The organism is Streptomyces recifensis (assembly GCF_002154615.1).
Lineage (GTDB): Bacteria > Actinomycetota > Actinomycetes > Streptomycetales > Streptomycetaceae > Streptomyces > Streptomyces griseoluteus.
Window position 1 is genome coordinate 1 of sequence record NZ_MUNH01000304.1, and the last position, 23,747, is coordinate 23,747.

Below are 23,747 nucleotides of genomic sequence, written 5' to 3' on the forward strand. Positions count from 1 at the left end.
CCCGCCGCGGCAACCCCGTGGACCTCTAGTCCTCGAAGACGATGACCAGGCGGCCGACGACATCCCCTCGGCCGATAGCTTCGAGGTTCTCGTTGACGTCCTCGAGCTTGACCTTGGTGACATCGTGTTCGACCAGGCCCTTCTCCGCGAGCGAGAGCACCTCGACCAGATTCGCGTGGTTGCCCCAGAAGGACCCGAGGTAGGTGCGCTCGGTGCCCACGAAGGGGAACTGGGCGATGCTGACGTGGTCGCTCATCAGGCCGACGCTCGCCACCACTCCCTCCGGGCCGAGCAGGTCGAACGCCATCGGGATGGACTGCTCGCTGCCGACGCAGTCCAGGACGGCGTCGAAGGTCGCGCTGCCGGTGAGATCCTCCAGTTCGCCCTGGATGGCCTCGGTGGACTTGTCCCTGACGTTGATCCCGTAGTCGGCGCCGTTCTTCTTCGCCACGTCGAGCTTGTTGTCGGACCGGGCGAGAGCGACGACGGTCGCGCCGCCGCCGAGCAGCTTCGCGTACTGGATGCCGTAGCTGCCGAGGCCGCCGATGCCGGTGACGCCGACCACCCGGTCGGGGCCGATCTTCCCGGTGTCGCGGAGTTTCTTCATCGCCCGGAAGGGGGTGAGGCCCGCGTCGGTCATGGGGGCGAGCAGTTCGGGCCGCTTCGCGGCTTCCGCGGAGACCGGGATGGCGTGGTTGTACTGCACCGGCATGTACTCGGCGAACCCGCCCTGCGGGCCGAAGCCGACCCACCGGCCGTTACCGCTGCACAGCTGCTCGTTGCCCTCCCGGCACTGCCGGCACGTACCGTCGCCCCAGCTCGGATTGACCACGACCATGTCACCCACCGCGTAGTCGACCGTGTCCGGGACCTCACTGCCCAGCCCGACCACGCGGCCCGCCACCTCATGACCCGGGATGTAGGGGAGGTCCACGGGGAAGGGGCCCTTGAAGTAACCGTCGAGAAGTTGGTAGTCGCTGCGGCACATCCCGACCGCGGCCACCTTGATCAGGATTTCGTCCGGCCCGGGTTCGGGCACGGGGACCTCTTCGATCCGGAGCGGTTCGTTGTACCCGTGCATTCGGGCCGCGCGCATCATCATGGAGTAGCCGCCTTATCTCCCGGGGTGAACGCTGTCGCGGAGCGGTCGCCGGAGCTCACGCCGATATCACCGCAACCGATTCCATCGAATCCAGAATCCTGCACGGTTCCCTCGCCACGCAACCCGGGCCCTGGCGCATGGATAGGCGATCGCATATGGGCGCCAATCAACCTCTGATTTTGAGGCAACGAGGGGCAGTTGGCCACTCGGCTGTCGTACTCGGCCAATTCTCGTCACGGCAGGCGGCGCGGGCGGAACTGCGCGGCGCGATTGACGTCACCGAGGTCCGGATTGCCGACCCGAAGCACTGCTCATAGCGTTGAATGACGGCCGCCGCAGCCACAGTTGCATCGCCGGTCCGCCCTCCCCCGGGCGCGTTCGGCTGCCTTCACGGCTCGCACGGCGGTGACGCCGGGTCGCCTCCAGCAACCATCCGCCGCGCATGCGAGAGGCTGTCATGATCAAGCCCTACGGCCCGTACGACCATCTCCCGCCGATTCCGGCCTTCTCCGTGACCTCGCAGTCCGTGGCCAACGGTGCGCCGCTCGCCGTCGAGCAGGTGAGCGGCGTCCTGGGGGCGGGCGGAGCGGACGTCTCCCCGCAGCTGAGCTGGTCGGGATTCCCCGAGGAGACCCGCAGTTTCACCGTCGCCATGTTCGACCCGGACGTCCCCACCGCCTCGGGCTTCTGGCACTGGGCCGTGGCCAATCTGCCCGCCTCCGTGACCGGCCTCCCCGCCGGGGCGGGAGACGGGAGCGATCTGCCCGGCCACGCGGTGACGCTCGCCAACGACGCGGGCCACCGAAGGTACCTCGGGCCGGCCACGCCCCCCGGGAACGGCCCCGACCGCTACTTCCTGGTGGTGCACGCCGTCGACGTGGAGGAGCTGGAGGTGTCCGGGACGACGACCCCCGCGCTCATGGACTTCCTCCTGTTCACCCACGCGATCGCGCGGGCCTCCATGTTCGCCACGTACGAGCGGTGAGTAAGCGGGCGGAGCGGAATACGGATCGAGGGCGGCGTGATCGGGAATGCGAAGTAGCGCAGGAATGCCTTTTTTCTGGAATCCGCATGTCGCGCGCAGCACGTCCGGTCAAGAAAATGGACTATTTCCGGCGCCGCGAACGTGAGGTAATTCCAAAACTTGCCGACGCCGGATTCCGCTCGTACCCTTATCGATATGGCCATCACGTCAACGAATCCGGCCGCGAGCGAGGTTGTCGAGATATTCGGAATGCGCGGGTTCATGAACCCCAGGACCGTCTGGGTGGGCGGGTGACGAGAGGCGGACGTGGTAGTGGGCGCATCCACCCCGGCCGGGCTCCGGGCGGCGCGCTCACCTGGCTGCGCGGCCGCGATCCGGGACTGGCGGCGCTGCGGCGGGCGCTGCGGGCGGCGATCCTGACACCGTCCGTCCTCGCCGTGACGTACGTCGGTCTGGGCCGGCCGGACATCGGGGTCTTCGCGGCCTTCGGCTCGCTGGTGCTGACGCTGTTCGTGGACTTCGGCGGCCCGATGCGCGAGCGGATCGCCGGCCAGGCGGCGCTGATCCTGGCCACCACGGTCATGACCTGCCTGGGCACCTTGGCCGGCCGGACGCTCTGGCTGACGGGAACGGTGACCTTCGTCATCGCCTTCTGCGTCCTGTTCTCCGGGATCGTCAGCTCCGCCCTGGCCGGCGCGACCACATCACTCCTGTTCGCCTACATCCTGCCGGTGACGCTGGGCGGGCCCCTCCACGCGATCCCGGCGCACGTGATCGGGTGGGCGCTGGGCGGTGCGGCCTCGATGATCGCCGTCACCCTCATGTGGCCGGTCCCCGTCAGCGAGCCGCTGCGCGCGTCCGGCGCGCGGGCCTGTGCCCTGCTCGCCGGCAGACTGCGCGCCGAGGTCGACTGTGCCCCCGACCCGACCGCGCACGGTCATGCCCTCGAAACGGCGGTCCGACGGGCGGAGGAGGGCGTGTCCGACTTGCGGAAGACCTTCTACGGCATGCCGTACCGGCCCACCGGACTGTCGCTGTCGTCGCGGGCCGTGGTCCGGCTGGTGGACCAGGTGATCTGGCTCGGCTCCGTACTGCACCAGGACGCGCGCAGGAGCAGGGACCCGCTGAGCGAGCTCCTGGTGTGCGAGACCAAAATGGCGACGGTGGAGCTCCTGGAGCACAGTGCGGCGCTCCTGCGGGCCGATGCCTCGGTGCCGCACGGCCTCGATCCCCTGGTCGCTCGGCTGGAACGGGCGCGGGCGAGCCTCGAAGAATCCATGCTCGGGCTCCTGCCACGGCGGTCCGCCGTCCCGGTGGCCCCCGCCGACCGTGGGAGCGGGCCGGCCGCCGCCGGGCCGACCGACACCTTGATCGGTGCGCTCGGGCCAAGTTTCCGGGCTCAGAGCATGAGCTTCGTCGTGCGCGCGATCGCGGGCAACATCCAGCTCGCCGTGACCGCGCGGCAGCGAAGCCGGCGGGACCGGCTGCTCGGCCGCCGTCCCCCGGGAAGCGACTCCGCCCTGTCCTCGGCGCTGGAACGCTTCGCGGCACACCTGAGCCGCAACTCCGTCTGGCTCCACAACAGCCTGCGCGGGGCGGCGGCGCTGAGTCTGGCGGTGGTGGTCGCCCACCTGACCGGTCTGGGCCACGCCTTCTGGGTGGCCTCCGGCACCCTCGCCGTCCTGCGTTCCAACGCCGTGGGCACGGGCCAGACGGTCCAGCGGGCCCTGCTCGGCACGGTACTGGGATTCGTGGTGGGCGCACCTCTCATCCTGGCGCTGGGCGCGCATCCCGTCGTTCTGTGGCTGCTGCTGCCCGTGGCGATCATCCTCGTGGGGATGGAGGCCGCCGTCACGGCGTTCACCGCCGGACAGGCCGGATTCACCGTCGTGCTGCTGGTCCTGTTCAGCATCATCCACCCCGAGGGCTGGCAGCTCGGGCTGGTCAGGATCGAGGACGTGGCCCTCGGATGCGCCGTCAGCCTGGTGGTCGGACTGCTGTTCTGGCCGCTGGGCGCCGCGGCCGCACTGGGCCGGGTGCTGTGCGACGCCCTCGGCGACGGCGCGCGGTACCTGCGCGGAGCCGTCGTGACGGGGGTGGCGCTCTGCGACAGGGCCCGAGCCGGGGGCTCGGGCTCCGGCGACGACGACCGGCGGCGCGCGCTGGCCTCCGCCCGCCGGCTCGACGACGCGTTCCGCGAGTACCTGGCGGAACGCGGGACCAAGCACCTCGCTCTGGCCGACGTGACCGCGCTGGTGGACGCGGTCGCCATCCTCCGGTTGACCGCCGACGCCGTCACCGACCTGTGGTCGCGCGCGGGGCACGCCCCCGAGAACGGCCGGGCCGCGGCCGGTCACGAGATCCTCGACTCGTGCCAGTCCGTCACCTCGTGGTTCGAGTCGGCCGGCCGGGCATTGGCCGGGGGCGGGGCCGCGCCGGGCCGCCCGCCGAGCCGCCCGGTCGTGGACGCGGCCCTGTACGAAAGCGTGAGCCGCGATCTGCGGGCGGGCTCGGAACAGGGCACGGCGACGGCCGTGAGGATGGTCTGGATGGCAGACCACCTCGACACGATGCGCCGTCTCCAGGCGGAGATCGACGGCCCCGTCCGTGCCGCCGCGGCGTCCACGCGTCGACAGCGCGGACGAGGGCGCAGGCTCCGGGCGGGCGTCACATGGCCTCGGCCGCCGGCCGCCCGTGCCGGGGCTCGTCCCGGTTCTCCTCCGCAGGGTTGACACACTTGGTGAGGCAGCGGGTGCGGGAGAGCGCGAACACCCCGTAGACGACCAGGGCCGCTCCCGCGAGCGCCGGGACCAGCCACCAACCGCCGCGGGGCGACTCCGCGTAGAGGGTCACTCCGAGGAAGAAGCTGACAGAGGCGTCACCGAGCGTCAGCGCCGGCTGGGAGCCGATGAGGGGACCTCCCTGCATCGCATAACCGAGCAGAATGACGGACGACGACCCGGCGATCGCGAACCCGTAGGTCTGCCACGTCAGGAAGAAGCCGGCCGCTCCCTCCTCGGACAGGACATACATCGACGACTTCACAAGGGCTGCCGTGAGCGCGTTGCCGATCGCCGCCGCGAGCGCCAAGTAGGCGGCCCGCGCGGCCCCTTGCGGGCGCCGCAGTCCGACGGCGACGAACGCCGCGCCGAGTCCGCCGAGGACGAGGAGCGTCGGCACCCACGCCATGCCCGGCACCTGGGGCCGTCCCCCTGAGGGGGCGGCCGAGAACAGAGCGACGGCCAGGCCGGTGAAGATGCAGATCACGCATCCCCATGCCTTCCGCGACACCCCGACCCGGAACACCACGCTGCCGAAGACGAGGGCCAGTGGCAGCTCGAGGATGAAGATCGGCTGGACGGTGGCCAGCGACCCCCAGAGGAGGGCGAGGGCCTGGAACAGCGCGGCGAGAACGGTGCCCAGAATCCCCACGAACCAGGCCGGGTTGTGCAGCAGGTCGCCGACGAGACCCAGTCCCCGCCCCCGGGAATCGGGCACGTGGACCACTGCCCGCCGTTGCAGCACGGTGCCCAGGGCATTGCTGGCAGCAGCCAGGACGGCGAAGATGACCCCGAGGATCATTCCGGTCGCACCGCCTCCGCGTCGGGGACTTTCAGGCGCCGCCGGGCAGGGGTGCCAGTGGGCTGACCAGCCCGGCTTCGCGGAGTTCCCGCCAGAACGCCAGGGGGATGTCCTCCCGCAGGGCGGAGAGATCCTCGCTGATGCGGCTGGGCTTGGTCGCGCCGGGGATGACCGCGTCGCTCACGGGGTGGGCGAGGGAGAACTGGAGCGCGGCGGCCTTGATCGGGACGCCGTGCCGGTCAGCGATCTCCTTGATGCGCCTGACCCGCTCGACGATCTCCGGGGGCGCGTCCTGGTACTCGAAGTGGGTACCGCCGGCGAGGATGCCTGAACTGTAGGGGCCGCCGACGACCATGCCGACGTCCTGCTGTTCCGCCAGCGGCAGGAGCCGTTGCAGGGCGTGCGCGTGGTCCAGCAGGGTGTACCGGCCGGCCAGCAGGAAGCCGTCGGGCTTGGGCTCGTCCAGTTCGAGGGTGATCTCGACGGGTTCGGTGCGGTTGACCCCGAGCCCCCAGGCCCTGATGACGCCCTCGTCCCGAAGACGGGACAGGACCCGGAAGGCACCCGTCCGCGCCTCCTCGAACTTGCCGAGCCATTGGTCGCCGTGGAAGTCCTGGGCGATGTCGTGCACCCAGACGATGTCCAGCCGGTCCACTCCGAGACGTTCCAGGCTGCCTTCGATGGAGCGCTCGGTCGCGTCGGCCGTCCAGTCGTGCAGGATCTTGTTGGGCCTCCCGTGCGCGAAGAGATCGCCCTTGTCGCCCAGGTCCCTGCCGCCGGACTCGACCTCGTCGAGGATCACCCGGCCCACCTTCGAGGACAGTACGAACTCGTCCCGCGGCTTCCGCGACAGCAGTTCGCCCAGGCGGATCTCGGCGAGTCCGGCTCCGTACAGCGGCGCCGAGTCGTAGTAGCGGATGCCCTGGTCCCAGGCCGCGTCGAGCGTCGCCGACACCTCTTCGTCCGAGACGGCGCGGAACATGTTCCCGAGGGGGGCCGTGCCGAAGCCGATGTGCCCGGGGAGTACGTGATCGAGGGCCATGCCTGGGTCCCTTTCGGGTGGTGGAGGTCAGCGTCCCGCCCGTGTGCCCCGAGACCGGCGACCGGCGCACGCGAAGGAGGGCAGGTTCTGTGCCCGGCGGAACCCTCAGGTGAGAACCTTGAGCATTTCCTCGGCCAGCGGTCCGGACGACGCGGGATTCTGACCGGTGTAGAGAGTGCGGTCCACCACCGTGTACGGCTCCCACGCCGGGCCCCGCGAGTACTCCGTGGGCAGCTTCTTCAGCTCGTCCTCGAGCAGCCACTTGGCCCGGTCGGCGAAACCGACACCGGCTTCCTCCTCGTTGCTGAACCCGGCCACACGGTAACCGGCGAAGGGCGTGGTCCCGTTCTCGTCACGGGTGGCGAGGAGCGCGGCCGGAGCGTGGCAGACGATGCCCAGGGGCTTGCCCGACGCCAGGGTCTCGCGCAGCAGCCGGGCGGAGTCCGCGTCGGACGAGAGGTCCTCCATCGGCCCGTGTCCACCGGGGTAGTACACCGCGTCGAAGTCGTCGATGCCGACCTGGTCGAGGCGCACCGGATGACGCAGCTCCTCGGCCGCCTCGATGGCGGACTCCAGCTCCAGGGAGTTCTCCTCGCCCCCGGTCATGCTCGGTCGCAGGCTCATCGTGTCCACGACGGGGACGACTCCTCCCGGCGTCGCGACGGTGACCTTGTGTCCGGCCCTCGTGAACGCGGTGTAAGGGGCCACGAACTCCTCGGCCCAATAACCGGTCGGGTGGCGGTGACCGTCCCGGAGTGTCCAGTAGCTCGCACCGGTCAGCACGAAAAGAATATCAGCCACGAATCTTCGCCTCTTTATCGAAGGTGTGAGTGACGAGTCGTCAGATGACGGCTTCAGGCAGTCCCACTCAAGCTAACGCGGCGCGAGAACGGCAGCAACTCGCGCAATGAGGCCGTGGTCCAGGTGCGGCGAACGCGGTGCTGCCGTCCATAATCCGGCGCGCTTGTCCAAGGAGATATGGCGGCGAGATCGAACGGAATTCACGGAGGGCGGCAGATTTCGCGCCCCCGGATGCCGCGCCTCCCCGGGCGGGAGCACACTGGGGACGTAGGGAGCCGGGGCACCCGGTCCACCGACCTGCCCGGGAGAGGGATGACATGACGAGCGATGACGGTTCTCTTCGGGTCGGCACGGACGAGGACGCCTTTCCGGTGCTTTCCGAGGACCAGGTGAGCAGAATCCGTGAGTACGGGAACCCCGACACATTGGAGCGGGGGCAGATCCTCTACAGTCGCGGAGCGACGGGTTTTGATTTCTTCCTGATTCTGGACGGAGTGATCGACATCTATCAGGAGGGGAGCCCTGGTGACTCCGCCGAAGACCGGACCGTCGCCGTGCTGACCGCGGCACAGTTCACCGGTGAGCTGTCCCTGCTGCACCGGCAGAAATCGCTTGTGCAGGCGGTGGCGCGCGAGGATTGCGCCGTCATTCGCCTGCGGCCGGCCCAACTGCGGACATTGATAGCGAACGAGCCCGACATTGCACAGACCGTCCTTCAGGCATTCATGCAACGTCGGCTGCGATACGTTCACATGGGTCTCGGAACCGTTCTTCTCGCGGGTCCTCCCGATTCGGGCGACATGCTGAGGATCCGTAGCTTCCTGGACCGCAGCAACTATCCGGTGCGTCAGATCGACCCCGGTGAGGCAGAGACGGCCGGAGTGCTGCGGGACTACGGCGTGACATCCGATGCCCATTGGCCGGTCGTCGTCTGCCGCCCCGGTACGTACATGCAGAATCCCGATATCTCCGAAGTGGCGGAATGCCTGGGGCTCAGAGAGAACATCGGCGATCTGGGAACGGTGGACGTGGCCGTGGTCGGTGCTGGGCCATCGGGCCTGGCGGCCGCGGTGTACGCGGCATCGGAGGGCCTGAGCACGGTCGTCGTCGAGGCCACGGCTCCGGGAGGGCAGGCAGGAACTTCGTCGATGATCGAGAACTACCTCGGGTTCCCGCTCGGGATCAGCGGACACGATCTGGCGACCCGTGCACAGGTGCAGGCGATGAAGTTCGGGGCACGCATCGCCCTTCCGTACACCGTGGAGAGGCTCGACTGTTCCGGAAACCCGCTGACCCTGCGGATGGGCGACGGGGAGGTGCTGTCGGCCCGTACCGTGATCGTTGCCACCGGTGCCCATTACCGGCGCCTCGATCTGCCGGAATTGCCTCACTTCGAGGGCAACGGCGTTCACTATGCCGCCACGGCACTGGAAGGGGCGTGCTGTCAGGGCGAGGAGGTGTTCGTGGTGGGCGGCGCCAACTCGGCGGGCCAGGCCGCGGTGTTCCTGTCCCAGGTCGCGGAGCACGTACGCATGCTGGTCCGCGGGGCGGCGCTGTCGAACTCGATGTCGCAATACCTGTCCAGACGCATAGACGCGGCGGCCAGAATATCCGTGTATACGAGGAGCGAGGTCGTCGAACTGCAGGGGAAGGGGCATCTGCAGAAAGTGCGCTGGAGGGACAACTCCACAGGAGACATGCAGGTCACTCCCAGTTCCAACGCCTTCCTGATGCTCGGGGCCGTACCGAACACGTCATGGCTGACGGACTGCCTGGAGACCGACGAAAAGGGATTCATCCGCGTGGGCCACCAGGTTTCCGACACCTCGGCCTTCCCCTCGGACGGCCGCCCCATGGAATTGGAATCGAGCGTGCCGGGCGTATTCGCTGTCGGTGACGTCCGCTCGGGGTCGGTCAAACGTGTGGCTTCTTCGGTGGGTGAGGGTTCGATCGTGGTGGCGGCCGTCCATCGCGCGCTGGAACTCCAGAGGTAGGCGGAATTCACATTCGAAAAGCCAAGGACAGTGCGTCACCGGCCGTGACCCCACGAGCAGGTGTGCTCGGCGCCTGCCAACTCACCCGCAAGAAAACGGACTTGGCCCGTCGTCTGTCCGCAGGTGCGGAATCCGTTTCTGAAGTATCTTTGAGGCTGCGCCGGAAAGACGCGCCCAGGTGCCAGAGCCGCTGAATCTCTCCTGCATGCCGGAAGGGGTCCCATGAATGCTCCCGCCACGCCCGATCAGTCCTTGAGCGGCCGGGTCGCCGTCGTCACCGGGGCTTCCAGCGGAATCGGCGAGGCGACTGCCGAACGTCTGGCGGCAATGGGCGCTCACGTCGCGGTCCTCGCACGCCGTGCCGAGCGGCTCGACAGTCTCGTCGAACGCATCAAGAAGCAGGGCGGGCGCGCTGTGGCGCTCGCGGTGGACGTGACCGACGCGGCCGCCGTCCAGTCGGCCGCCGACCGTGTGGCCGAGGACTTCGGCGACGCCGACCTGCTCGTCAACAACGCGGGTGTCATGCTTCCCGCCCCCATCGAGGAGCGTGCGACCGACCAGTGGCAGCAGCAGGTCGATCTCAACATCACCGGGCTGATGAACGTCATCGGCGCCTTCACGCCTCAGCTCGTCAGAGCTGCCCGGGAGCGCGGCGTCGCCGATCTCGTCAACATGTCCTCGATCGCCGCCCAGAACATCTTCCCGAACTTCGCGGTGTACTCGGGCACCAAGGCGTTCGTCACCCACCTGTCCCGGCATCTGCGTGTCGAACTCGGACCCAAGAACGTACGCGTGTCCGCTCTGGAACCCGGGATCGTCGGCACCGAACTGCAGAACCACGTGACCGACGAGGGCACGCTGCAGTGGCTCGCCGACTCCAAGGAGAGCGGCATGGAGTGGCTCACCCCGGGGGACATCGCCGATGTCGTCGGCTACCTGGCCGCTCTCCCCTCGCGCGTGAACCTTCAGCAGGTCACCATCATGCCGACCGCGCAGCCGAGCTGAACCGCCCGTACGCCGCGCACAGGGCTCATGCGTCGCAACCGGTGGCCCGTCCGCGACCGTCGCTCCGGTGCGTCCGCGTCCATGCCCGCCGGTCCGCACGGCACGGACGAGCGGAACGATCTGGAGGAACCCCGTGGCATCGACGTCAGTGAGCCGGCTCGTGCCGGCTTCCCCCGACCGCGTGTGGCGGCTGATCGGCGGATTCGGCTCTCTTCCCGACTGGCTGCCCTCCATCCCCGAGAGCACTTTCGCCGAGGGCGGCCGGGTGCGGCGGCTGAAGAACCCGGACGGTGAGGTCATCGTCGAGCGCCTGGTGGAGTTCGACGACACCGAGCGGTACTACAGCTACACCATCGTGCAGGCCCCCTTCCCCGTCGTCGACTACCTCTCGACGCTGCGGGTGCACGCGGTGAGCGGTGACGGCGGCGTCGCCGAGGTCCAGTGGTCCGGACGCTTCGTCCCCGAGGGAGCGGGCGACGACGAAGTCGTGGCGCTCTTCACGGACATCTACCGCGAGGGCCTCGACGCCCTGCACGAAGCCCTCGTACAGCAGCCCTGAGCGGACCGACGCGTGCTGGAGCACTCCGGACGCGGCAGCTCTGACGATCCCGACGACGTAGGGAGACGGCACCGGGCACGGGAGCTGCTGCCCGCACCGGCTCTTCGTCTACGGCTCCGCGCCCGCCGCCGGATCCGCGGTGCCGGGCCGGCCAAGCGTCTCGGCGGCGGCCTCGGCGAAGGCGCGGACGAGCGGGGAGCGGCGGGACGCCGCCCATGCCAGAGCCACCTCGTTCGGGGCGAGACCGTCCACGCGAAGCACGGTGACGTCCGGGCGGGTGTAGAAGGTGGCGGTGGACAGCGGGAGTACGCAGATGCCGGCTCCGGAGGCCACGAGTTCCAGCTTCTCCTCCACCTGGTGGATCACCGGAGTGTCGGGGCGCCGTCCGGCACGCAGCTCCACGGCGACATCGCGCCATTCGGGGACGGCGTCGGGGTCCTGGAGCAGATGCTCGGACGCGAGGTCGGCCACGGTCACCACCGACCTGTCCGCGAGGCGGTGCTCCACCGGCAGCACGACGACCCGGGGCTCCCGGAAGAGCGGCCGCACCTGGAGGCCCCGCTGGTCCATGGGCAGCCGTACGATGCCGACGTCCGCCCGGCCGTCCAGCAGTACCGCCGCCTGGTCGCCCCAACTCGTCCGCAGCAGGCGCACCCGCACGGTGGGATGGCGACCGGTGAAGAGCACCGTCGCCGGGGTGAGCGTGATGCCCGGCATGAAGCCGACGGTCAGCGTGGGGGTGTCCTGCGCGGCCCTCTTCACCCGCCGGACCAGTGCCTCTGCCGAGGCGAGCAGCGGCACGGCGTCCTCCAGCAGCTGCTCCCCGGCCGGCGTCAGCAGGGTGCCGCGCCGGTCGCGGTCGAAGACTTCGGCACCCAGGTCCTCCTCCAGGCTGCGGATCTGCCGGGACAGCACCGGCTGCGCGATGTGCAGCCGTTCGGCCGCGCGTCCGAAGTGGAGTTCCTCGGCCACGGCCACGAAATACCGGAGCTTCCTCAGGTCAGGGTCCACCTGGACGCACCGCTCGCTTTCTGAGGTGGTCGGCCGCTCTCCCAGCCGGGCCGCTCGGGCATCGACTCGCCCGGTCGTGTTCGCCGCGACGGCCGCGAAGGGGGATTTCTGAATCTATCGTCCGGACACGGCGGCCGGCCGACTTCCACCGCTGTGTCCCGGGCCCTGTCACTCGCCCCTGGAGAGGACGCCGAGGGGGTCGGTGAACCTCGGTTTCCAGCCGAGCTCCGCCTCGGCGCGCGCCGGGGTGAACTGCTGGTCCAGGGCGAACGCGTCCGCGACCGGACCCATCTGCTCGCGCGCCTGCTCCAGCGTGATGGACGCGACCTTGCCCGTCAGACCGACGGATGCGGCGACAGCGAGGGAGACGTCCCTGGCAGTCGGGTTCACGCCGCCCACCCCGACGTACACGGACCCGGCCCCGGCCTTCAGAGCGGCGGCATACAGCGCGGCGACGTCCGCCACGTGCACCAGTGGCCAGCGGTTCGAGCCGTCCCCGATGAAGGGGATGAAGCCCGCCTCCTTGCCCGGAGCGGTGTAGAAGACGTCGATCAGGCGATTCTCGCCGCCGTACAGCAGACCCGGCTGCACCACCACGGGGCGGCCGCCCTGCCGGGCGCGCCGCAGGACCGCGTCCTCGACCGGCTTGCGCCAGGCGACCAGCCCGGGCGGGTTCCAGGGCGCCGTTTCGTCCGCGATGCCGTCGGTGTCGCCGTAGACCCAGGTTCCCCCGGTGTGCACGTAGGTGCCGGTGCCGATGCCGTCCTGCATGGCGGTGGCCGCGGCGAGGTCCTCGGCACCGGTCTGCGCCTGGGCCAGGTGGACGACCGCCTCGGCACGGGCGGCGGCGGCGTTCAGCACACCGAGGTCCCCGAGCCCACCGCGCACCGGTGTCGCCCCGAGGGAGCTGACGACCTCGGCGGCGCGGTCACCGCGGGCCAGGGCCTCCACGGTGTGTCCGTGCGCGACCAGGGCGCCGATCGTGGCCTTTCCGACGTAGCCGGATCCTCCGGTGAGAAAAATCTTCATGGACATGGCTCCGATTTCCGCGGCTCGATTGCTTCGGTCACCAGCCTGCGCCCCGGTTCACCCGCTCGTCCAAGACCCTTTCCGGCGTCTCTGATACCTGTTCGGCATCAGCAGCCGAGTCGCGCGGCCCCGAGGTGCTTGCGCTGGGCCTCGCCGACGACGTGTCGGCTCCCGGGCTGTGAATTCCGGCGCACTTATTGACAAGACAAGACGGGCTGCGCTGCACTGTTCAGCTCTCGCGGCAATTCGCAAAAATATCCGCCCGGAAACGATGCATGAATTCGAGGAGAATATTCCGTGCCCGATGTCAGTCGTCGTAGGTTTTTGCAGATTGCCGCGGGCAGCGCGGCCGCCACGCAGTTGTCCGACGGGATCGCGCGGGCCGCGGCCATCGCGCCCGTGGCGGGGACGGGGACGCTCGCCGACGTGGAGCATGTCGTCGTGCTGATGCAGGAGAACCGGTCGTTCGACCATTACTTCGGCACGTTGCGAGGGGTGCGGGGGTTCGGGGACGCGCGGCCGGTCGCCCTCCCGTCGGGGAAGAGTGTGTTTCACCAGGTCGACGGATCGGGGCGGGAGACGTTGCCGTTCCGGCCGGACGCCGATCGGCTCGGGATGCAGTTCATCCAGGATCTGGACCACAGCTGGGCGGGGACGCACGCGGCGTTCAATGGAGGGCACTACGACAAGTGGATTCCCGCCAAGTCCACGACGACGATGGCCTACCTGACACGCGCGGACATTCCGTACCATTACGCGCTCGCGGACGCGTTCACGGTGTGCGACGCGTACCACTGCTCGATGCTGAGTTCCACCGATCCGAACCGTTACTACATGTACACCGGTTATTCGGGGAACGACGGCAAGGGCGGCGGGCCGGTGCTCGGGAATGAGGAGGCCGGGTATTCGTGGACCACGTTCCCGGAGATACTCCAGCAGGCGGGCGTCTCCTGGAAGGTGTACCAGGACACCGGCACCGGGCTGGACGCGGCCGGCGGGTGGGGGTGGACCGGTGACGCGTTCATCGGCAACTACGGAGACAACTCCCTGCTGTTCTTCAACCAGTACCGCGACGCCAAGCCCGGTGACCCGCTCTACGACCGGGCCCGCACCGGCACCAGGGCGGCCGGCGGCGACGGTTACTTCGACCGTCTGCGCGCCGACGTGGCCGCCGGCACCCTCCCCCAGGTCTCCTGGATCGCCGCCCCCGAGGCCTTCAGCGAGCACCCCAACTGGCCCGCCAATTACGGTGCCTGGTACATCTCGCAGGTCCTGGACGCGCTCACCTCCAACCCGGACGTCTGGAGCCGCACCGTCCTGCTGCTGACCTACGACGAGAACGACGGTTTCTTCGACCACGTCGTACCGCCCTTCCCGCCCGCCTCCGCCGCGCGCGGGCTGTCCACCGCCGATGTCACGAAGGAGCTGTACGGCGGCTCGGCCGGGTACGCGGCCGGGCCGTACGGGCTCGGTCCGCGCGTACCCATGCTTGTCATCTCGCCCTGGAGCACCGGGGGTTGGGTCTGTTCGCAGACCTTCGACCACACCTCGATCGTGCAGTTCATCGAGAAGCGGTTCGGGGTGCGCAACCCCCATGTCTCGCCGTGGCGGCGCGCGGTGTGCGGGGATCTCACCTCGGCCTGCGACTTCTCCCGCGGCAACACCGCCGCGCCCGGCCTGCCCGACACCAGCGGGTACCGGCCGCCGGACCACTCCAACCCGGGCAACTACGTGCCCAAGCCCCCGGCGGCCGGCACGCTGCCCAAGCAGGAGCGCGGCACGCGGAGCGCGCGGGCGCTGCCGTACGACCTGGCCGTGGACACCAAGGCGGTCGGCGGCCGGATGCAGTTCACCTTCGCCGCGCTCGGTGCCGCCGGGGCAGCCTTCCATGTCACCTCGGCCACCCGCACCGACGGTCCCTGGCCGTACACCGTGGAGGCGGGCAAGAGCCTGACCGACAGCTGGGCGCTGCCGGGCAGCCGCTACGACTTCTCCGTGTACGGCCCCAACGGCTTCCTGCGCCGCCAGGCGGGGACCAACTCCGCCGTCGGCCCCGAGGTCACCGCCCGGCACGACAACTCCGCCGGGCAGGTCACCCTGACCTTCACCAACGCGGGCGCCAGCGCCGTGACCTTCACCGCCACCGACGCCTACGCTCCGGCCCAGCACTACACGTACACCGTGCAGCCCGGCGCCTCCCGCGTCGTCAAGGGCTGGGGGGTGACCGCCGGGAACCGCTGGTACGACGTCACGGTCACCGCGAGCGGCGACTCCGCCTTCGTGCGGCGCTTCGCCGGGCACGTCGAGACGGGCGCGCCCAGCACGAGCGACCCGGCGACCGCCACGGTGTGATGGCGGTAGGGGCTACCGGCCCGCGTCCCCGGCCAGGGTGCGCGCGACAGCCTGCGGGGTGTGGGTGGCGGGCTCCTGGATACCCGGCGTACGGACCACCGCACGCCCACTCCCGGGCATCCCGGTGGACGCACCCGGTGTGGTGACCGGAGGCGGCGGCGCGGAGACCCTGGACGTGCCTCCGCGGAGTGAGCGCGAGGCGAAAACTGCCGGGGGCGGGCACCGGCTGTTTTCGCCTCGTCAGAAGGGGGACTCGTGGCTCATGGTGCGAATCGGATACACGATGATGACCGAGCAGGCCGGGCCCCGTGAGCTGGTCGAGCATGTCGTGCGCGCCGAGGAGGCGGGGTTCGACTTCTCCGTGACGTCGGACCACTACTTCCCCTGGCTGCGCTCGCAGGGCCACGCCCCGTACGCGTGGAGCGTGCTCGGCGCGGCCGCGCAGGCCACGTCGCGGATACCGCTGATGACCTATGTGACCTGTCCGACCTTCCGCTATCACCCGGCGGTGGTGGCGCAGAAGGCGGCGACCCTGCAACTGCTGTCCGAGGGCCGCTTCCGGCTCGGGCTGGGCTCCGGGGAGAACCTCAACGAGCATGTGGTTGGCCAGGGCTGGCCCGCGGTGGACGTGCGGCACGAGATGCTGGAAGAGGCGGTGGAGATCATCCACGCGCTGTTCGAGGGGGGTCACGTCACCTACCACGGCAAGCACTACGACGTGGAGTCGGCCAAGTTGTGGGACGTGCCCGAGCCGCCGCCGCCCATCGGCATCGCCATCTCGGGCGAGCAGTCCTGCGCGCTGGCCGGGCATTTCGCGGACCTGGTCATCGCCACCGAGCCGAAGAAGGATCTGCTGGAGTCGTTCGAGCGGCACGGCGGCACCGGCAGGCCCAGCGTGGGCCAGCTCCCGGTCAGCTTCGACCCCGACCGGGACGCCGCGATCCGCCGCGCGCACGACCAGTTCCGCTGGTTCGGCCTGGGCTGGAAGGTCAACTCCGAGCTGCCGCACCCCGATTCCTTCGACTCCGCGACCCAGTTCGTCACCGAGGACGACGTGGCCTCCGCCATCCCGTGCGGTAACGACCCGGAGGCCTTCGTGGAAGCCGTACGGCCCTATGTGGACGCCGGGTTCAGCGAGGTGGCCCTGGTCCAGATCGGCGGCCCGACCCAGCCGGCCTTCATCGACTGGTCGGAGAAGACGCTGCTGCCGGCGCTGCGCGACGCCTTCCACTGAGCGGCGGCTCGATCCCTACGGCGCACAACCCCTCGGCGCCCCGGGGCAGTTTGCCGTCAGCGTCCGCTGAGCAGTAACAGGCAGCGGACGGTGGCGGCAGCCTTTGGGGGGCGCATGGCGTACGTGATCGCAGTGCTGTTCGCGGCGGCGCTGGCCGGCTGGGCGGTGCACGTGCGGGCCCGGAAGTTCCCGGGCAGCCTCGCCCTTGCGCTCCTGCCGAGGCATGCCGAGGACCGGCGCCCGCTGGCCCAGGCGCGGGCGAACGTGCGCAGCCTGGAGGAGATCGCGCGCTCGGAGGAGTCCGCCGCACGGGCCGCGTTGGCGCTGGCCGAGCAGAACCGGGAGCGGGACCTGCGCGCTGCCGGGCAACGGGTCGCCGGGCTGGAGAAGCCCGGCCGCGGCAAGCGGCTCGGCGCCCTGGGCGAACTGACCCTGTACGAACACACGTTGGTGAAACAGCCACCGACCGGGGCCGCGCTCACCCTGCAACTGGCGGGGCTCCGGGTCAGGTTCGAACCCGGCGACAGCGCCTACTACCTCTACGTCCTGGAGGCCGACGGCACCCCCGAGCGGACCAACTACCCGCGCCGCACCGGCGAGGGCGAGGAGGCGAAGGGGTTCACCGAGGACCGGGTGCGGGACTTCGCCGACGCGGTGCAGCGCGCTGTGGCCAGGGAGAACGCCTTCCGCGCCACCCTGCCGGAGCAATTGAAGCAGGCCCAGCGCGACCGCGAGCTGCTGGAGCAGGACACCGAGGCGGTGGACCGGGCCCGCGAACGGCACGCCGAGATCCAGGCCCGCCACAAGGACAGTCCCCGCCTGGCCGAGGCCCGCGCGGAGCTGGAGGCGGCCCGGCTGGAGTGGCGGCGGCACACCGGGCGGATGCCTCCGCCATGAGGGGCACCGCCGCCGGCTCGGGCGGAGGGGTCAGCTCCGGACGAGCGTGATGTCCCGGTCCTGGCCGGCGTGGAACACGGGCAGCGGCACCAGCCCGCTGGGGCGCAGCTCCATGACATTGGCCTGGACGTGCGCGGCACCCGCCTTCAGCGTCTCCGAGGAGACCTTCCCGGAGTTCTCCCACCGGTGCTCGACGCCGTCGCAGCGGGCGGCGCTTCCTCCGATGCCGTGCCGGACGCGCGGGTCGGCCTGGCTGACGGAGGAGCTGACGAAGACCGGCCCGGTGCCGGGCAGGCAGCGGTAGGTGCCGGAGAGCGTGACGGTGCCGTCGGCCGCGAGGCGGGCGGTGGAGTCGACGGTGACGCTCTCTCCGGGGGCCGCGCCGACCGGGGCGGCGAGGGCGCACAGCAGGGCGGCGCCACCGAGCGTGGCGGTGAGGACGGGACGTACGGGCATCGGAGGCCTCCCGGTGTGGGGTGGGTGGGGCCCCCACAGGTACCGGCGACGCCCCGCGCGGCACGCGACCGTCACCCCATCGGTGGCGCGTCAATGGGCCGGGCGCAGTCGTCCCCGTGTCCCCCTCGCCGGGCCCGCGCACCGATGGTGACCAGCAGGTATGCCGAAGACCTAAAATGATCAACGTGTCCGAGCAGCACGCCCCCAGGTCCCTCATCGTCACGCTGTACGGCGCCTACGGGCGCTCCGTACCGGGCCCGGTGCCCGTCGCCGAGCTGATCCGGCTGCTGGCCGCGGTCGGGGTGGACGCGCCCTCGGTGCGCTCCTCGGTGTCCCGGCTCAAGCGGCGCGGCCTGCTGCTGCCGGCCCGCACGGCCCAGGGCGCCGCGGGGTACGAGCTGTCGGCGGAGGCGCACCGGTTACTGAGTGCCGACGACCGCCGTATCCACGCCGTCGGGCCCGCCGAGGACGCGGGGTGGGTGCTCGCGGTGTTCTCGGTGCCCGAGTCGGAGCGGCAGAAGCGGCATGTGCTGCGTTCCCGGCTGGCCGCGCTCGGCTTCGGCGCGGCCGCGCCGGGGGTGTGGATAGCCCCGGCCCGGCTGCACGAGGAGGCCCGGCACACGCTGGGCCGGCTGGGTCTGGACGCCTATGTGGATCTCTTCCGGGGCGATCATCTGGGGTTCGCCCCGACCGTCGAGGCGGTCGGCCGCTGGTGGGACCTGCCGGCCATCGCCGCGGAGCACGAGCGGTTCCTCGCGGCGCACGCGCCGGTGCTGCGCGCCTGGGAGGACCGGCCGGACACCCCGGCCGAGGACGCCTACCGGGACTATCTGCTGGCCCTGGACTCCTGGCGCCGGCTGCCCGGCGCCGACCCCGGCCTGCCGGCCCGGCTGCTGCCCGCCGACTGGCCGGGGGCGCGCTCGGCGCGGGTGTTCCGGGCACTGCACGAGCGACTGCGGGACGCGGGCGCGGCCTTCGTCGGGCTGTGAGCACGGCGGCCGGTGACCGGCCGCTCGCTCCGTGGCACCGCAACGGCTGAGACGAGCACCCTCGGGCTGTGACTGTGGTCACTCGGCGGGGATCACGGCCCGGCGCGTGCGACCGTCCCGTCACCGGTGTCATCGGTGATCGACAGGGACGTAACAGCAGCTACGGGAGGGGGTGGTGGGGCGTTCGGCGCGACGTGCGGACGGGTATCGGGCCCTATGGTTCCGGCCACCGCCCGCCGAAGGTTTCGATGGCCGGACCCGTACCATTTCCTACAGTCGAAGGCAGGACAGCCTGCTCCATGAACGGACTCGCCGTGCACGAACGCCCCACCGAATCGGCCTCCTGGCGCATCGCGCTGCCGCACACCGCCGCGGCGGTGCCGGTGGCGCGTGCCCTGGTGCGGTCGGCCCTGGCCGAGGTGGAGCACATGGCCGACTGCGACACGGCGGAGCTGCTGACCGCCGAGCTGGTGGCGAACGCGGTGGAGCACACCGCGGGCAGCGGTCCGATCGAGCTGGTGGTGGAGCTGCGGCCGACCGGATGCCAGGTCGAGGTGCACGACCCCGACCCGGAGCCGCCCGGCCATCTCACCCGTCCGGTGATCGAGGAGCCCGACCCCTGGCAGGAGGGAGGGCGCGGCCTGTTGCTGATCCGCGCCCTCAGTTCGTCCTGTGGTCACCGCCCGACCTCGTCGGGCAAGGCGGTGTGGTTCAGACTGCCTGTCGTTCCCGCTCAGCGTTCGGCGTGACCCCGGCCGCCTCGGCGCGGCCCAGCGTGGAGTGCCGGCGGCCGTAGGCGTGGTACACGCCGAGGCCCACCGCGAGGAAGACCGCGAACTGCACCCAGGTCTGCCAGCCCGTCTCGTACATCAGGTAGAGGCAGAAGGCGATGCCGAGCAGCGGGGCGACGGGGTACAGGGGCACCCGGAAGCTGCGCCCCAGGCCGGGCTCGCGGCGGCGCAGGGCCATCACCGCGATGTTGACGACCGCCATGATGGCGAGCGTGCCGATGGTGCAGAGGTTCATCACGGAGTCGAGCGAGGCGAAGGCCGCGGGGACGGCGAAGACGACCGCGACGATGAGCGTGCCCGCCACCGGCGTGGAGGTCTTCGGGGAGACCTTCTCGAAGACGCGGGGGATCAGTCCGTCGCGGGACATCGACAGCAGGATGCGGGTCTGGCCGTACATCACGGCGAGCACGACGGAGGCGATGGCGACGACCGCGCCGAAGGCGATGACACCGCCGCCGATGGTGGAGCCGGTGACCGTGTTGACCACGTACGACAGCGCGGCGGGGCGGCCGCCGACCTGGTGGGCGCCGATGGCACCGATCGCGGCGACCGCGACGGCGCAGTACAGCAGGGTGACCAGGCCCATGCAGACGAGGATCGCCACCGGGATGTCCCGGCGCGGGTTCTTCGCCTCCTCACCGGCCGTGGTGATCGCGTCGAAGCCGATGTACGAGAAGAAGGCCGCGGTGGTGCCCGCGCCGATGCCGCCCAGGCCCGCCGGGGAGAACGGGGTGAGGTTGCCGTCCTTGAACGCGCTGTAGCCGATGGCGCAGAACGCGAGCAGGATGACGAGCTTCACGGCGGCCATCGCGGCGGTGGCCCGCGCGCTCTCGCGCACACCGCGCACCAGCAGCACGGCGGCCATGGCGATGACGATCACCGCGGGCAGGTTCACCACACCGCCGTCACCGGGTCCGGCGGACAGCGCGTCGGGGAGCTGCCGGCCGGTGAGGCTGTGCAGGAGTTCGTTGACGTACTGGCTCCAGCCGACCGCGACGGCCGAGATGGAGATGCCGTACTCCAGCAGCAGGCACCAGCCGACCAGGAAGGCGGTGGACTCGCCGAGACCGGCGTAGGCGAAGGAGTACGAGGAGCCGGAGACCGGTATCGCGCCGCCCAGCTCCGCGAAGGAGAAGGCGGTGAACACACAGGTGATCGCCGCGAGGATGAAGGAGACGACCACGGCGGGTCCGGCCTGCGCGACGGAGTCGGAGAGGCCGACGAAGATGCCGGTACCGACGATGGCGCCGACACCGAAGCAGATGAGCTGGAAGAGGCCCATGGTGCGCTTCAGACCGTGGCCCTCGCGGTCGGCGCCGGATTCGGCGACGAGCAGATGCGGGGACTTGATGCGGGGAGCGGGCATGCGGGTGGTGCTCGTTTCTGGTGGTGCGGACGGCCGGGTCAGGCCGCTGCGTCGGCGCGGCACGAGGGGTGGGGGCCAGGCCGTCGGTCAGGATAAGGCCAGGTGAGGCGGGTCACGCAAGGCTTTGTGACGTATCCCCGAGGGTGGCGACGAGCACGGCCTTGATCGTGTGCATCCGGTTCTCCGCCTCGTCGAAGACCACCGAGTGCTCGGACTCGAAGACCTCGTCGCTGACTTCCAGCTCGGTCAGTCCGTAGCGTTCGTGGATCTCGCGGCCGACCTTGGTGCCGAGGTCGTGGAAGGCGGGCAGGCAGTGCAGGAAGCGCACGTCGGGGTTGCCGGTGGCGCGCAGGACGTCCATGGTCACCGCGTACGGGCCGAGCAGGCCGATGCGTTCGTCCCAGACCTGCTGGGGCTCGCCCATGGACACCCAGACGTCGGTGGCGACGAAGTCGGCGCCGCGCACGCCCTCCTTCACATCCTCGGTGAGGGTGAGGCGGGCGCCGGAGGCGTCGGCGAGCCGGCGGGCCAGCGCGACGATGGTCTCGTCGGGCCAGAGCAGCCGGGGGGCGACGATGCGGACGTCCATGCCGAGCAGCGCGCCGGTGACCAGGTAGGAGTTGCCCATGTTGTACCGGGCGTCGCCGAGGTAGGCGAAGGTGACGCTCTCCAGCGGCTTGTCGCAGTGCTCGGTCATGGTGAGCAGGTCGGCGAGCATCTGGGTGGGGTGCCACTCGTCGGTGAGGCCGTTGTAGACGGGGACGCCCGCGTACGCGGCCAGTTCCTCGACGACGCCCTGGCCGTGCCCCCGGTACTCGATGGCGTCGTACATCCGGCCCAGCACGCGGGCGGTGTCCTTGACGGACTCCTTGTGCCCGATCTGGGAGCCGGCCGGGTCGAGGTAGGTGGTGTGGGCGCCCTGGTCGGCCGCGGCGACCTCGAACGCGCAGCGGGTGCGGGTCGAGGTCTTCTCGAAGATCAGGGCGATGTTGCGGCCGGTCAGGTACCGCGTCTCGGCCTTGGCCCGCTTGGCCGCCTTCAGCTCGGCGGCCAGCGCGAGCAGCCCGCGGAACTCCTCGGCCGTGAAGTCCAGCTCCTTGAGGAAGTGGCGGCCGGTGAGGGCGGTCGGGACTGTCGCCATGGGGGCGCTCCAGGGGTACGCGGTGCACTGACTCCGGTAATTCTATACGAGCCTCGGCATTTCTATTCGGAGGGCGGCATGACTATGCGCGGATTCACACGGCACCCGGCTCGTGGGGCGGCTTCTTTCACACCGGGTCCCGCTCGACCGGGCAGCTCATACAGCGCGGTCCGCCCCTCCCCCGCCCCAGCTCGCTGCCCGGGATCTCTATGACCTCGATGCCCTGCTTGCGCAGATGGGTGTTGGTGGTGGCGTTCCGCTCGTAGGCGACCACGACTCCCGGCTCGACGGCGAGGACGTTGCAGCCGTCGTCCCACTGCTCGCGCTCGGCGGCGTGCACGTCCTGGGTGGCGGTGAGCACCCGGATCTCACCGAGGCCCAGGGCGGCGGCGATGGCCCGGTGCATGTGCTCCGGGGGATGGTCGGTGACCTTCAGTTCGCGCTCGCCGACACCAGGCTCGATGGTGTACGAGCGCAGCATGCCGAGCCCGGCGTACTGGGTGAAGGTGTCGCCGTCGACCATGGTCATCACGGTGTCGAGGTGCATGAAGGCGCGCCGCTTGGGCATGTCCAGCGCCACGATGGTCTGCGCGGAGCCGGCCGCGAACAGCTTGTGCGCGAGCATCTCGACCGCCTGCGGGGTGGTGCGCTCGCTCATGCCGATCAGTACGGCGCCGTTGCCGATCACCAGCACGTCGCCGCCCTCGATGGTGGAGGGGTAGTCGGCCTGGCCGCGCGACCAGATGTTGAAGCCCTCCTTCCTGAAGAGGGGGTGGTGCCGGTAGATCGCCTCGAAGTGCACGGTCTCGCGCTGCCGGGCCGGCCAGCGCATGGCGTTGATGGAGACGCCGTCGTAGATCCATGCCGAGGTGTCGCGGGTGAAGAGGTGGTTGGGCAGGGGGCCGAGCAGGAAGTCGTCCAGCTCCATGACGTGGAAGCGGACGGAGGCCGGCTCGGGGTGGCCGGCCAGGAACTCCCGCTTGGTCATGCCGCCGACCAGCGCCTCGGCCAGCTCGCCGGGGGCCATCGCGTCGAAGGCGGTGCGCAGATGGTCGGTGGCGAGGGGGCCGTACTCCTTCTCGTCGAAGACGCGGTCCAGCACCAGGGCGCGGGCCTCCGGGACGGCGAGGGTCTCGGTGAGCAGGTCGCCGAAGAGGTGCACCTCGACTCCGCGGTCGCGCAGGACGTCGGCGAAGCCGTCGTGCTCGGCGCGCGCCCGGCGCACCCACAGCACGTCGTCGAAGAGCAGGGCGTCCTTGTTGCTGGGAGTGAGGCGCTTGAGTTCGAGGTCCGGTCTGTGCAGGATCACCCGGCGCAGCCGCCCGGCCTCGGAGTCGACGTGGAATGCCATGCCTTCATCCTGGCCGCCGGGGGGCGCGTTCACTCTTCCCTCGGCACTCCCTCTTTTCGT

20 protein-coding genes are annotated in these 23,747 nt (G+C 70.4%); 10 read left to right on the forward strand and 10 right to left on the reverse strand.

What is annotated here, in order from left to right:
- Window positions 1–25 precede the first annotated feature (25 nt).
- On the reverse strand, window positions 26–1,039 hold the full coding sequence (locus CCN33_RS17140; RefSeq protein WP_208621783.1) for a zinc-binding dehydrogenase: 1,014 nt from the start codon (window positions 1,037–1,039) through the stop codon (window positions 26–28).
- Between the two features lie 505 nt (window positions 1,040–1,544).
- Here CCN33_RS17140 and CCN33_RS17145 point away from each other — a divergent pair.
- Entirely contained in the window at window positions 1,545–2,087 is a 543-nt protein-coding gene (locus CCN33_RS17145) for a YbhB/YbcL family Raf kinase inhibitor-like protein (protein ID WP_244173840.1), read from the forward strand.
- 290 nt (window positions 2,088–2,377) lie between these two features.
- Window positions 2,378–4,819 carry an FUSC family protein gene (locus CCN33_RS17150; RefSeq protein WP_086694469.1) on the forward strand — a complete coding sequence of 814 codons (2,442 nt, stop codon included), beginning with the start codon at window positions 2,378–2,380 and terminating at the stop codon, window positions 4,817–4,819.
- Here CCN33_RS17150 and CCN33_RS17155 read toward each other — a convergent pair.
- From CCN33_RS17155 to CCN33_RS17165, 3 genes are all read right to left on the reverse strand, one after another.
- Complete coding sequence (locus CCN33_RS17155) at window positions 4,755–5,669, reverse strand: DMT family transporter (RefSeq protein ID WP_086694470.1); 915 nt, start codon at window positions 5,667–5,669, stop codon at window positions 4,755–4,757. The two genes, CCN33_RS17150 and CCN33_RS17155, sit on opposite strands and share 65 nt — an antisense overlap.
- Window positions 5,670–5,700: 31 nt before the next feature.
- Window positions 5,701–6,711, reverse strand: a complete 1,011-nt coding sequence (locus tag CCN33_RS17160) for an aldo/keto reductase (RefSeq protein WP_086694471.1) — start codon at window positions 6,709–6,711, stop codon at window positions 5,701–5,703.
- 105 nt (window positions 6,712–6,816) lie between these two features.
- Window positions 6,817–7,512 (reverse strand): type 1 glutamine amidotransferase domain-containing protein, encoded by a 696-nt coding sequence (locus tag CCN33_RS17165; protein ID WP_086694472.1) that lies wholly within the window; start codon window positions 7,510–7,512, stop codon window positions 6,817–6,819.
- Window positions 7,513–7,829: 317 nt separating this feature from the next.
- On the opposite strand from CCN33_RS17165, the gene CCN33_RS17170 reads away from it, so the two are divergent.
- The 3 genes from CCN33_RS17170 to CCN33_RS17180 all read left to right on the forward strand — a co-directional run bounded on the left by CCN33_RS17170 (window position 7,830) and on the right by CCN33_RS17180 (window position 11,070).
- On the forward strand, window positions 7,830–9,506 hold the full coding sequence (locus CCN33_RS17170) for an FAD-dependent oxidoreductase (protein WP_086694473.1): 1,677 nt from the start codon (window positions 7,830–7,832) through the stop codon (window positions 9,504–9,506).
- A gap of 222 nt (window positions 9,507–9,728) precedes the next feature.
- On the forward strand, window positions 9,729–10,511 hold the full coding sequence (locus CCN33_RS17175) for an SDR family oxidoreductase (RefSeq protein WP_086694474.1): 783 nt from the start codon (window positions 9,729–9,731) through the stop codon (window positions 10,509–10,511).
- 133 nt (window positions 10,512–10,644) lie between these two features.
- Window positions 10,645–11,070: an SRPBCC family protein gene (locus CCN33_RS17180; RefSeq protein WP_086694475.1), complete on the forward strand. Its 426-nt coding sequence runs from the start codon at window positions 10,645–10,647 to the stop codon at window positions 11,068–11,070.
- Between the two features lie 108 nt (window positions 11,071–11,178).
- Here the strand turns inward: CCN33_RS17180 and CCN33_RS17185 are convergent, their stop codons facing one another.
- Together CCN33_RS17185 and CCN33_RS17190 are read right to left on the reverse strand one after the other, a co-directional pair.
- Window positions 11,179–12,081, reverse strand: coding sequence for a LysR family transcriptional regulator (locus CCN33_RS17185; RefSeq protein ID WP_086694476.1), 903 nt, complete (start codon window positions 12,079–12,081; stop codon window positions 11,179–11,181).
- A 168-nt stretch (window positions 12,082–12,249) separates the two neighbouring features.
- Window positions 12,250–13,110: an NAD-dependent epimerase/dehydratase family protein gene (locus CCN33_RS17190; RefSeq protein WP_086694490.1), complete on the reverse strand. Its 861-nt coding sequence runs from the start codon at window positions 13,108–13,110 to the stop codon at window positions 12,250–12,252.
- A 297-nt stretch (window positions 13,111–13,407) separates the two neighbouring features.
- Between CCN33_RS17190 and CCN33_RS17195 the strand changes: the two genes are divergently transcribed.
- The 3 genes from CCN33_RS17195 (at window position 13,408) to CCN33_RS17205 (ending at window position 17,593) form a co-directional block, all read left to right on the forward strand.
- Complete coding sequence (locus tag CCN33_RS17195) at window positions 13,408–15,462, forward strand: phosphocholine-specific phospholipase C (RefSeq protein ID WP_086694477.1); 2,055 nt, start codon at window positions 13,408–13,410, stop codon at window positions 15,460–15,462.
- 262 nt (window positions 15,463–15,724) lie between these two features.
- Complete coding sequence (locus tag CCN33_RS17200) at window positions 15,725–16,696, forward strand: LLM class F420-dependent oxidoreductase (RefSeq protein ID WP_086694478.1); 972 nt, start codon at window positions 15,725–15,727, stop codon at window positions 16,694–16,696.
- A gap of 114 nt (window positions 16,697–16,810) precedes the next feature.
- Window positions 16,811–17,593, forward strand: coding sequence for a hypothetical protein (locus CCN33_RS17205; protein WP_086694479.1), 783 nt, complete (start codon window positions 16,811–16,813; stop codon window positions 17,591–17,593).
- Window positions 17,594–17,623: 30 nt separating this feature from the next.
- On the opposite strand, the gene CCN33_RS17210 is transcribed toward CCN33_RS17205, so the two are convergent.
- Entirely contained in the window at window positions 17,624–18,049 is a 426-nt protein-coding gene (locus tag CCN33_RS17210; RefSeq protein WP_086694480.1) for a DUF6299 family protein, read from the reverse strand.
- Between the two features lie 176 nt (window positions 18,050–18,225).
- On the opposite strand from CCN33_RS17210, the gene CCN33_RS17215 reads away from it, so the two are divergent.
- The gene (locus tag CCN33_RS17215) at window positions 18,226–19,038 is read left to right on the forward strand and encodes a PaaX family transcriptional regulator (RefSeq protein WP_086694481.1); all 813 of its coding nucleotides are present in this window, start codon (window positions 18,226–18,228) and stop codon (window positions 19,036–19,038) included.
- A 299-nt stretch (window positions 19,039–19,337) separates the two neighbouring features.
- Window positions 19,338–19,787: an ATP-binding protein gene (locus CCN33_RS17220; RefSeq protein WP_030802895.1), complete on the forward strand. Its 450-nt coding sequence runs from the start codon at window positions 19,338–19,340 to the stop codon at window positions 19,785–19,787.
- On the opposite strand, the gene CCN33_RS17225 is transcribed toward CCN33_RS17220, so the two are convergent.
- The 3 genes from CCN33_RS17225 to CCN33_RS17235 all read right to left on the reverse strand — a co-directional run bounded on the left by CCN33_RS17225 (window position 19,750) and on the right by CCN33_RS17235 (window position 23,687).
- Window positions 19,750–21,195 carry an amino acid permease gene (locus tag CCN33_RS17225; RefSeq protein ID WP_086694482.1) on the reverse strand — a complete coding sequence of 482 codons (1,446 nt, stop codon included), beginning with the start codon at window positions 21,193–21,195 and terminating at the stop codon, window positions 19,750–19,752. The two genes, CCN33_RS17220 and CCN33_RS17225, sit on opposite strands and share 38 nt — an antisense overlap.
- A gap of 112 nt (window positions 21,196–21,307) precedes the next feature.
- Complete coding sequence (gene argF, locus CCN33_RS17230; RefSeq protein WP_086694483.1) at window positions 21,308–22,336, reverse strand: ornithine carbamoyltransferase; 1,029 nt, start codon at window positions 22,334–22,336, stop codon at window positions 21,308–21,310.
- Window positions 22,337–22,463: 127 nt separating this feature from the next.
- Window positions 22,464–23,687, reverse strand: a complete 1,224-nt coding sequence (locus tag CCN33_RS17235; protein WP_086694484.1) for an arginine deiminase — start codon at window positions 23,685–23,687, stop codon at window positions 22,464–22,466.
- Between the last annotated feature and the right edge of the window lie 60 nt (window positions 23,688–23,747).

What these genes read in the sequence shown, in the direction of transcription:
- CCN33_RS17175 (WP_086694474.1), top strand. Translation starts at nt 9,729, where the DNA reads ATGAATGCTCCCGCCACGCCCGATCAGTCCTTGAGCGGCCGGGTCGCC.
- CCN33_RS17170 (WP_086694473.1), top strand. Translation starts at nt 7,830, where the DNA reads ATGACGAGCGATGACGGTTCTCTTCGGGTCGGCACGGACGAGGACGCC.
- CCN33_RS17225 (WP_086694482.1), bottom strand. Translation starts at nt 21,195, where the DNA reads ATGCCCGCTCCCCGCATCAAGTCCCCGCATCTGCTCGTCGCCGAATCC.
- argF (WP_086694483.1), bottom strand. Translation starts at nt 22,336, where the DNA reads ATGGCGACAGTCCCGACCGCCCTCACCGGCCGCCACTTCCTCAAGGAG.
- CCN33_RS17215 (WP_086694481.1), top strand. Translation starts at nt 18,226, where the DNA reads ATGATCAACGTGTCCGAGCAGCACGCCCCCAGGTCCCTCATCGTCACG.
- CCN33_RS17210 (WP_086694480.1), bottom strand. Translation starts at nt 18,049, where the DNA reads ATGCCCGTACGTCCCGTCCTCACCGCCACGCTCGGTGGCGCCGCCCTG.
- CCN33_RS17205 (WP_086694479.1), top strand. Translation starts at nt 16,811, where the DNA reads ATGGCGTACGTGATCGCAGTGCTGTTCGCGGCGGCGCTGGCCGGCTGG.
- CCN33_RS17145 (WP_244173840.1), top strand. Translation starts at nt 1,545, where the DNA reads ATGCGAGAGGCTGTCATGATCAAGCCCTACGGCCCGTACGACCATCTC.
- CCN33_RS17160 (WP_086694471.1), bottom strand. Translation starts at nt 6,711, where the DNA reads ATGGCCCTCGATCACGTACTCCCCGGGCACATCGGCTTCGGCACGGCC.
- CCN33_RS17155 (WP_086694470.1), bottom strand. Translation starts at nt 5,669, where the DNA reads ATGATCCTCGGGGTCATCTTCGCCGTCCTGGCTGCTGCCAGCAATGCC.
- CCN33_RS17235 (WP_086694484.1), bottom strand. Translation starts at nt 23,687, where the DNA reads ATGGCATTCCACGTCGACTCCGAGGCCGGGCGGCTGCGCCGGGTGATC.
- CCN33_RS17190 (WP_086694490.1), bottom strand. Translation starts at nt 13,110, where the DNA reads ATGAAGATTTTTCTCACCGGAGGATCCGGCTACGTCGGAAAGGCCACG.
- CCN33_RS17220 (WP_030802895.1), top strand. Translation starts at nt 19,338, where the DNA reads ATGAACGGACTCGCCGTGCACGAACGCCCCACCGAATCGGCCTCCTGG.
- CCN33_RS17200 (WP_086694478.1), top strand. Translation starts at nt 15,725, where the DNA reads ATGGTGCGAATCGGATACACGATGATGACCGAGCAGGCCGGGCCCCGT.